Annotated in this window: 8 protein-coding genes; 1 reads left to right on the top strand and 7 read right to left on the bottom strand. The window is 56.5% G+C overall.

The window, feature by feature from the left end:
- The 7 genes from E1297_RS24185 to E1297_RS24155 form a co-directional block, all read right to left on the bottom strand.
- On the bottom strand, positions 1–2610 hold a 2610-nt coding region (locus E1297_RS24185; RefSeq protein ID WP_368669664.1), incomplete at its 3' end, for a calcium-binding protein.
- Between the two features lie 250 nt (positions 2611–2860).
- On the bottom strand, positions 2861–3979 hold the full coding sequence (locus E1297_RS24180) for a 4-oxalomesaconate tautomerase (protein WP_155143064.1): 1119 nt from the start codon (positions 3977–3979) through the stop codon (positions 2861–2863).
- 197 nt (positions 3980–4176) lie between these two features.
- Positions 4177–5115 (bottom strand): 3-keto-5-aminohexanoate cleavage protein, encoded by a 939-nt coding sequence (locus E1297_RS24175; RefSeq protein ID WP_155143063.1) that lies wholly within the window; start codon positions 5113–5115, stop codon positions 4177–4179.
- Positions 5116–5215: 100 nt separating this feature from the next.
- Positions 5216–6139 (bottom strand): 3-hydroxyacyl-CoA dehydrogenase family protein, encoded by a 924-nt coding sequence (locus E1297_RS24170; RefSeq protein WP_155143062.1) that lies wholly within the window; start codon positions 6137–6139, stop codon positions 5216–5218.
- Positions 6140–6143: 4 nt separating this feature from the next.
- Positions 6144–6944 (bottom strand): SDR family NAD(P)-dependent oxidoreductase, encoded by an 801-nt coding sequence (locus E1297_RS24165; RefSeq protein WP_155143061.1) that lies wholly within the window; start codon positions 6942–6944, stop codon positions 6144–6146.
- Entirely contained in the window at positions 6941–7291 is a 351-nt protein-coding gene (locus E1297_RS24160) for a cupin domain-containing protein (protein WP_155143060.1), read from the bottom strand. Before E1297_RS24160 ends, E1297_RS24165 begins: the two co-directional genes overlap by 4 nt.
- A 59-nt stretch (positions 7292–7350) precedes the next feature.
- Positions 7351–8190, bottom strand: a complete 840-nt coding sequence (locus tag E1297_RS24155; RefSeq protein WP_155143059.1) for a cyclase family protein — start codon at positions 8188–8190, stop codon at positions 7351–7353.
- Between the two features lie 172 nt (positions 8191–8362).
- On the opposite strand from E1297_RS24155, the gene E1297_RS24150 reads away from it, so the two are divergent.
- Positions 8363–9118 carry an IclR family transcriptional regulator gene (locus tag E1297_RS24150; RefSeq protein WP_155143058.1) on the top strand — a complete coding sequence of 252 codons (756 nt, stop codon included), beginning with the start codon at positions 8363–8365 and terminating at the stop codon, positions 9116–9118.
- The last annotated feature ends 10 nt before the right edge of the window (positions 9119–9128 follow it).

Here is a 9128-nt window from a genome sequence, read left to right as displayed (position 1 = left end):
GATCGCCCACGCGTGGTAACCGCGCTGAACTGTAGCACCGAGAACCGCCCGGCCATAATGGGCATCCCATTGATACACATCACTTGGGATTTCACCGATCTCGTGCAGATAGGTACAGATCACCGTGGTGCCATCATACTCCGTCATGCCGGATCCGCTGCGATAATAGAAGAAGGATGACATGTCTCCGCTCGAGAACTCATAGTCCTCCAGAATGAGCGTTGTATCCCCGGCATAGATGTAGGTATCGGATCCATTGAAGGAGGATGTGACGTCCACATCACCCTCAAAAGCGATGGAATCTCCAAGGACATTGACCGAGCTGTAACCGGTCCCAAAGTCGGTGATGATGTTGGTGCCGCCAGAAGTCTCCAATTCAAAACGATCTGCACCCTCACCTCCGGTCAGGGTATTGTTTCCGGAACCGGCAATGATCGTGTCATCGCCACCTCCGCCAGCGAAAATGTTGTCTGACGAGCTGCCGATCAAAGTGTCATCGGCCAGGGACCCCATGATCCCTTCGATCCCATAAAGGGTATCCGTTCCTTCGGAATGAGCAATCTGTGTTCCATCGCCAAGCGAAGTGGAGATGGCGATTGAAGACGAAGAGAAATCGGCAACATCGGTCCCTGATCCACCATAAAGAGTGTTGCTTCCGCCATCTCCGCTCAGGACATCGTTTCCGCCACCACCATACAAGGTGTCGTTCGCGTCAAGGCCATAGAGGGTGTTGGCGTCGGAATTACCGGTGATTGTATCGGCATAGCTCGTGCCAGCCACGTCCTCGATCGATTCATATTCCACATTCGACTTGCCATCTTCCCAAGTTCCCGCTCCACCGCTGGCAAGGGTGAAATCGATACCTGCGCCGCTGGTGTAGTCCTTTGATGCAAAAACAATCGCATCCTCACCATCACCGCCATAGACCGTATCATCCCCGTCTGCGGTCGAGCCAAGCAGATAGAAGAAGTCGTCCCCATCCCCGCCATAGAGAAAGTCGTTACCGCTCGTTCCCATCATCACATCCGAACCACCGGCACCGTGAAACTCGACCGAAGAGGTGGCATCATAGTATTCGGCAAAGTCGATGAGGCTCTCGAACTCCCAGTATTGCGCAACGGCTCCGGATCCCACGAGGTCAAAATCACGCGCGGCAAAAAAGTCGGCCGAATTCGTCCCAACCGTCAGTGTGGTTCCCAGGAACTGGCCACCAACGCCGTTCCCGAACATCCACGCCGTTGCGCCGTCTTCAATATCAAAGTCATCGGCCGTGATGCCGAGCGACTCAAACAGCTCGGTTTCATCCTTGGTATTGTTTCCGGCGAAATACATTTCTGTTTCGCCCTGATCGCTTGTCGAAACGACAAAAGAAGAGTTGATATAGCTCTGCATGATCGACTGCATGGAGGTGTAGCCGTCGAGATTGTACTCGGCCAGCCAGCTCACATAATCGTCGGAAAGCTGGATCTGGGCGATGACCGTATCGTCAGCAGCAGAGTTCCCATCCGACCCGGTATCAACCAGCTGAAACGTCGTTCCCTGTGTAACGCTGTAGGCATCCTGGATCAGGAGATCGTTCTCGAAATTCAGGATCAGTGTGTCTTCACGCGGATCAAAATCCTCAATCAGCACCCCGTCATAGGTGACGTTTTCCGCCGATGAAGTGTAGGTTCCAAGGATGGCATTGGTCAGTGCCTGAGAGCCAACCTGGGTCGCAACGGACCAGAAGATCCCCCCGAAAGCACTTGTCGTTGGGTAAGCCAGCGAAAACGCAGTCCAGGCCTTGTCCAGCAAAAACCCTTCCGCGGTTTTCATTGACGTGTAGGCTGCGGCTTCGGCATAGCTGCCCCAAGTGGAGTCGGTATCGTTCGGATCGACATTGGGGCTCGCACTCAAGACAAAAGTGTCATAGCCCTCGCCGCCGTTCAGGGACTCAGATCCGTCTCCGTAATAGGAATAGAGCTGGTCATTGCCCTCACCGCCATTCAGATCATCGCCCCCATCACCGCCATGGAGGAAATCATCACCGGAGCCGCCATTCAACGTATCGGAGCCGTCGCCCCCGTAGAGCTTGTCATTGCCTGACCCGCCATTCAGAGTGTCGGATCCCTTCTTACCGTAAAGCAGGTCATTGTCATTCCCGCCACTCAGGGAATCATTCTTGTCATTGCCTTCAAGATAGTCGTCACCCGACCCGCCATTGGCTGTCAGCTTGACGGCATCATCCTCCAGCTTGACGTAATCATCCCCGCTTCCGCCATTGACTGTAACCCTGCCGTAGCGGGCATCCCCGGTACCGCCAGCCGCTTCCTTGATGCGGATATAGTCGTTGCCATCATTTCCGTTAATCGTGACATACCAATAGTCGCTGAACCGGCTACCTTGTGCCGAGGTGCTGTCGATATCGACTATAATGACATCATCTCCACCAGAGGTGGAAATCGTGGCGCTGTGGCCTGCCGATGATCTGACATCATCTCCTTGCAATGTCACATCGACATAGTCGTTTCCACCGTCACCCGTATAGGTAAAGTTATCGTCTCTCGACTTCTTCCATTTCGTGTCAAATGTCAGATCTGCCCAATAGTCATCATAACTTGTGTATGCCATTTTACCACTCACCCCATGACAGCGCCAAGCGCAACATTTCGCCACAAAGTTGATTGGTAAGCATTTTCAGACCACTTGATAACAGGGGCCTGACGACACCTGCGTCACCAAAAGCGGACTACGCCGTTTCGTCCTCCGGTTGAGAGCTCGTCGAGAGTCAAGGAATACGGAGGCCCACTTTGCACCCGGGTAAAACGGGTCGGCACATTGTTGATCATGCTGATCCTGCCGGCCGTGGGCGGCTTGGCCACTACATTTCTGCGGGCATCACCTTCGAATGCGCTCCGGACCAAACGGTCCCCGGCACATAGACCTCTCCGGCTGCCAGTTTTCGGGCCGTCCTCAAAAGACCTGCAGATTTGATCTGAAAACCTGCACTTGTCTCTTCATAATCGACAAGCACATCCATCTTTCCCATCGGATGTTCCAGGCTGATTGCCGCAGGCGTATCATGCGGTCCCTCGATAAGCCCCTCCCCCACCGTATCGGGTGCGAGAAGGCAGGAAGCCAGACACTGTGAGCCGGTCACGGCAAGTGTTGGATGGCAGTTCCATGGCATGAAGTAGCGCACGCATGCGGTTCCCCCTTCATGCGACGGCGCCAGCAAACCGAATTTCGGAGCAACGGAGGTATGAACATCGCCGAGCCCCATCCGCTCACCGGCGACAACCCTGATGGCTTCCATTTTCCGCAGGAGCGCACGGTTCGCATCCAGTTCGGATGCCGTCTCATAGCCAGTGACGCCCAGATCCCCGGCCCGGGCAATCACCATCGGCATCGCGACATCCATGCATGTGACCGAGACGCCTTCAATCGTTTCCTGCGGCTTTCCGGTCGGCAGCAAAGCTCCGGTCATGCTTCCGGCGACACGCATGAATTGCAAACGGATTGGCGCTGCAGTCCCTGGAACCCCGTCAATGGACGAGCGACCGTCATATTGTACCGTTCCACCCGGCGTTTTTACATGCCCGGACACAAGCATTCCGTTGTTGACTGCCCGGATTTTCACTTCAGTGATATCACCGGCGGGCTCCATCAGCCCCATCTCCAGCGCAGCCGGTCCGACGCCTACAAGGATATTCCCGCATGACGGCCTGTAATCGACATGCCTGTCCTCGACGCCAACCTGCGCGAAAAAATAGTCGATATCGGCCCAAGGGTCGTTTGACCGGGACAGCATTGCAACCTTGGTCGTGACCGCTGTGCCACCGCCTATCCCGTCGATATTGAAGGGATGCCCGGATCCAACCACCGCAACAAGGACCTTCGACAATTCATCAAGGTCTTCCGGCAGGTCGCTTCGCTTGAAATACGGCCCGCGTGATGATCCCCCCCGCATGAAGACAAAAGGCACAGACGTCTGCAACATTCCGGTCCCCCCAACCCATGTCCGGGTAGCCCTCGGGACAGTAGTACCCCAAGCAGGGCAATCCGATCACCACATGCGCACTTGCGCAATGCATGCCTTGCATGGTGGCCGAAGCAAGCCCCGGCGTCCAGATCTGTCTTCAGACTGCAAGCCCTCCCAAATCCGAGCGCAGAACAAGCTGCCCGCAGCCCCTAAAGTCAAAAGGCCGTTCTGTCCCCGCCCTTCAGATCCAGAATCTCCCGCGCTTCATCAGCCGATGCGATCTCGCAGCCCAGATCCTCTACAATCCTGCGGATCTTGGTCACCTGTTCGGCATTGGACTTTGCCAATTGGCCCCGTGCGATCATGAGGCTGTCTTCCAGCCCGACGCGGACATTGCCCCCCATTTGGCTGGCGGTTGTGGCAAATGGCATTTGCGCAGCTCCCGCGCCCAGAACCGACCAACGGTAGTCGTCACCGAACAAACGGTCCGCCGTGCGCTTCATGAAGATCAGATTGTCGATGTCCGGCCCGATGCCTCCAAGAATACCGAAAATGAACTGGATGAAGACCGGTGCCTTGAACAGACCCGCGTCCATGCAGAATTTCAGATTGTAGAGATGGCCGACGTCATAACACTCATGCTCGAACTTGACGTTGTGACCGGTGCCGAGCTCCTTCGCCACAAAACGGATATCGGCAAATGTGTTCCTGAAGATGTAACCTTCGGAATTCCGGATGTAGTCCTCTTCCCAGTCGTATTGGAACTCCTTGATCTTGTCCGCTATCGGATGAAACGAAAAGTTCATCGACCCCATGTTCAAGGAACACATTTCCGGAGAGGCCCATTTCGCCGGTGCAAGCCGCTCTTCCATGGTGTTGGTCAGGCTGCCGCCGGTGGAGATGTTGACGACTGCATCCGTTGCCTGTTTGACAACCGGCAGGAACGCCTTGAAATGGTCGGGAGATATGGAGACTGCCCCGTTTTGCGGGTTTCTTGCATGAAGGTGCAGGATGGCGGCCCCGGCCTTGGAAGCCTCTATCGCCTGATCCGCGATGTCCTCCGCCGTAAACGGCAGCGCCTCAGACATGCTCGGGGTATGAATTGCGCCGGTAATTGCGCAGGTAATGATCGTCTTCTTTTGCTTGCGGCCCATGACAGCCTCCAAATTTATGATTGCAATTGATCGGACGGGAACACCTGCAAGAAATGCAGGAAAGTGGGGTCAGGCCTGCCCAAGTCCCGGCAGTAACGGCTTAATCCAGAATGCGTTCCAGATCCCGCAGATGTCCGGAGACCCGCCGTCTGGTTTCGTCCGCTTCTTCAGCGGTCCAACTCATGAAACCCTCGCCGCTCTTCATACCGAGCTTGCCGTCTTCGACAAGCTTGCGAAGATAGGGGGACGGTTCCGGCCGGTTGTCCAGATCGGGCAGGACGATCTCGTGGATCGCAAGCGTCAGGTCGGTGCCGACGAGATCGGCATTTGTCAACGGTCCAAGCACTGACAGCCGACGTCCGAAACTGGCATTGACCACCCTGTCCACGTCCTCCGCGGTGCAAACACCGCTTTCAACCAACGAAATCGCCTCCCGCCACATGGCGTGTTGCAGACGGTTGCCGATAAACCCGGTCACGTCCTTTTCCACCCGGACCGGTGTCTTGCCGACAGATGATAGCAACCCGGCCACGGTTTCCATGACATCGTCTCCGGTCCATTCGGTCCGGATCACCTCGACGAGCGGAATCATGTGTGGCGGGTTCCACCAATGGGTACCGATACCGCGCTTCCTGTCTGAAACGCCGGTCATGATCGTCGTGATCGGAATGACGGACGTGTTGGACGCAAAAATCGCGGTTTTAGGGGCAAATTGCTCCACGTCCCTGAACAGTGCGCGCTTGAGCTCCGGCTTTTCCGGGGCCGCCTCGAACACAATGTCTGCCTCTTTGACGCACGTCTTCAGATCAGGCTGAGATGTGACATGGCCAATGGCCGTGCCGATCTCCCCGGGGTCCGCTCCCATGGCCTCCATGCTTGCCCGGATCCGCTCATGCAAGGTGTCGAGACCGGCCGGATAGGCATCATAGACCTGAACGTCATGGCCCGCCTTCGCAAAGGTCAGGGCAATGCCATGCCCCATCAAACCGGCTCCCAAAACGGAGACTTTCATCTGCCCCGGCATTGTCTTACCCCGCTGTGTACCCGCCATCTGCATAAAGCACATGGCCCGTATAAAAATCTGACGCTTTGGACACGAGGAACAGGAGCGGCCCGATCAGGTCTTCCGGTTCACCAAGGCGGCCCTTCGGCACCCGGGACAAAAACCCGTCCCGGAAACCGCGTGCCTTATCGTCGTCCTCGAACATCCACGCGGTCAAGGGCGAGCGGAACACGGTCGGAGCGATGGCGTTGACAGTGATATTGTTTTTGCCGAGTTCGCAACCAAGCGCCTTGGTAATGCCGTCAATGGCGGCCTTGGACGCGCAGTAAGCCGTGTACCCTGCCGGATGGCCGAGCAGACCTCTCGCTGAAGACATGAGCACGATCTTGCCACCCTGCTCCTGCTCCTTCATGTGGCGGGCTGCGGCCCGGGCGAGAAGCCAGGAGTGGGTCACATTTGCATCCATGATGTTCTCGAAGTCGGCCGGTGCCATGGCATCGATCTTGGCGACCTTGTTCATCCCGGACGCGGCGACAAGAATGTCGAGGCTCCCGAAGCGTTCAACCGCAAGGTTGCCCAACCGGGAACAAGTCTCCTCGTCGGCAGGCCGGACATTCAATGATGCCACCTGTGCGCCCACTGCTTCACACTCCGAAGAAATGATCCGCAGGGCAGCTTCGTTTCCGGCTGACAGAACCAGATTGCAGCCAGCAGCAGCCAGTACGCGTGCAGCAACCGTTCCAAAAGCGCCCGATGCTCCGGTGATCAAGGCTGTCTTGCCGGACACGTCAAACAGGCTTGAGGGATTTTGAAAGGCCGTGTTCATGACAGTGCCTCCGGCGGATAGGGAATAACAACCAGCATCGTGCAGACATGGTTGGACCGGTTTTCAATCACCCGCTCCTCATCCGGTGCGATGGTGCAACTGTCGTATTTCCGAAGAACCGTTTCCTCACCAGCACAGGTCAGGGTCATCTCGCCCTCCAGAATGACATAGACCTTTTCAAACGGGGTTGCGTCGGGACCGGCGCCGCCTCCGGGCAGAAACTGGCTCATCCCGACCCACTGGTTTGCAGGTCCCCCCTCTTCAAAGCCCTGCAAGCGCAAGCTTGCCACGCCCCAATGGTTCGGAACCTCATAGGGCGTTGCCTCTTCAAACCGTTTTACAAGCATTGGTATCGTCTCCAAGACCCAAAGACACCGCCTTCCGGCGAGGCCTTTGCGCATGGTTGTTAGAAGGTTTCACCGGCTTCAATGCGGTACTGTTGAGACCGGTCGATCATGGCCACAAGGCGGATGATGCAGCCGTCTCCGCGATCCCAGTTCCAGGGGAAGAACGCAAACGTGCAACGCTTGCCGGTCACCGCATCGATATCGCCCCCGACATTTTCAATGCCGAGAATGCCTTTCCGGAACAGCTTGTTGTGGACGGGCTCCCATTCCGGGAAATCGTCTTTCCAGTCCCGTCCCCCTGACCACTCCCTGTATTCGGCCTCCAGATGCGGCAACAGCGGACCGTTGCGCTGTGGTCCGATCGCCGTCGCCAGAGGGTGATCATTGGCCTGGGTATCGTGGCCGACAACCTTGATGCCCTTTTCGATCATCCAGTCGGCCGCAGAGGACACAAGACCCGGACAATAGGCGAAATAGTCACCGTCCTCGTATTGCTTGTGCCAACCGGTGTTGATGATAAGTACGTCGTTCTTGCGGATTGCGTGACCGCAGGCCTTTTCCAAGTCCTCACCGGTAATCGGCTCCCACTTTTTCTTCGGAATGGACACCACGAGACCGGACCCGAAGAAATGCGGCAGAGGCACCTCATTGATGAAGGGAGTGCCCTGAACGACGTGCGCGGGCGCGTCGATATGAGTGGTCACATGCATGGTGGTCGTGATGGTTTGCGACAACACACCGGACTTCGCCATGTAGTGCATCCGTTCAATCTGAACATCGCGAAAATAGGGCCAATTCGGGCACTGAAACCCGTAGCGGTGAGAGAGACTGTAGAACTCCACTCCCATGTCATTGTTTCGATTGTCCTGAAACTCGATTCCCCGGACCAAGACCGACATATTGAGATCCTCCTTGAGAGAAACTATATTGCACTGCATTATGGTGCGACTGTATCATAATGTGGTTGACCCCAAGAAGAATGCAAGGACTTTTTAGCCCTGACACACTCGGCGGCTTGCGCCTTGTGGCAAGGTCGGCAAAAATTCTGGCGCAGCAATCGGCGGAAAGATTATGGATCATAAGCAGTTAGACCGGTCCACCTCAGGCATTCAGGTGATTACGCGGGCCATGGACATTTTACGGGCCCTGAAACAGGACACGTCCGGTTTGAGCCTCGGGCAAATCGCTGAAAAGGTGCATTTGCCCCGCTCTACGGTACAGCGGATTGTCAACGCACTGCTCGCGGAGCGGATGGTCATGACAACATCTGCCGAAGGCGGACTGCGCCTCGGACCCGAGATCCAGTCGCTCGCAGCAGCCGGACGGGTCGAGATGTCCGAGCTGGTCCGCCCGGCCCTGATATCCTTAAGCGCCAGAACAAGCGAGACCGTTGATCTCTCCGTTTTCAGGGGTGGACGCATGGTGTTCGTCGATCAGGTTGTCGGCACACAACGCCTCAGGGCAGTGTCTGCCGTGGGCGAAACCTTTCCCGTGACAAGTACCGCCAATGGAAAGGCCGCGCTGGCACTCATGGACGATGCGGAAGTGGCCGCGATCGCCACCGAGGAACTGAAATCGTCAGGCCCCCATACACGGCCCTTTTCCGCGGTAATGAAGGAGATCGAGGAAATCCGAAGCACCGGCATCGCCTGGGATCTCGACGAACACACGGATGGCATTTGTGCAGCCGGATTTGCGTTCCAAAGCACGCCCGGTCCGATCTACGCCATTTCCGTTCCCGTCCCGTCTTTCCGCTTCGGCCAGTTAAAGAACGACCTGCCGGACCTTCTTGGCGAGACCCGCGCATCGGTTCTCAAACATCTTTGATGCCAGGCGC

The organism is Roseibium sp. RKSG952 (assembly GCF_009711355.1).
This window is presented reverse-complemented; position numbering and strand designations above follow the sequence as displayed.

What these genes read in the sequence shown, in the direction of transcription:
- E1297_RS24165 (WP_155143061.1), bottom strand. Translation starts at nt 6,944, where the DNA reads ATGAACACGGCCTTTCAAAATCCCTCAAGCCTGTTTGACGTGTCCGGC.
- E1297_RS24155 (WP_155143059.1), bottom strand. Translation starts at nt 8,190, where the DNA reads ATGTCGGTCTTGGTCCGGGGAATCGAGTTTCAGGACAATCGAAACAAT.
- E1297_RS24170 (WP_155143062.1), bottom strand. Translation starts at nt 6,139, where the DNA reads ATGCCGGGGCAGATGAAAGTCTCCGTTTTGGGAGCCGGTTTGATGGGG.
- E1297_RS24180 (WP_155143064.1), bottom strand. Translation starts at nt 3,979, where the DNA reads ATGTTGCAGACGTCTGTGCCTTTTGTCTTCATGCGGGGGGGATCATCA.
- E1297_RS24175 (WP_155143063.1), bottom strand. Translation starts at nt 5,115, where the DNA reads ATGGGCCGCAAGCAAAAGAAGACGATCATTACCTGCGCAATTACCGGC.
- E1297_RS24160 (WP_155143060.1), bottom strand. Translation starts at nt 7,291, where the DNA reads ATGCTTGTAAAACGGTTTGAAGAGGCAACGCCCTATGAGGTTCCGAAC.
- E1297_RS24150 (WP_155143058.1), top strand. Translation starts at nt 8,363, where the DNA reads ATGGATCATAAGCAGTTAGACCGGTCCACCTCAGGCATTCAGGTGATT.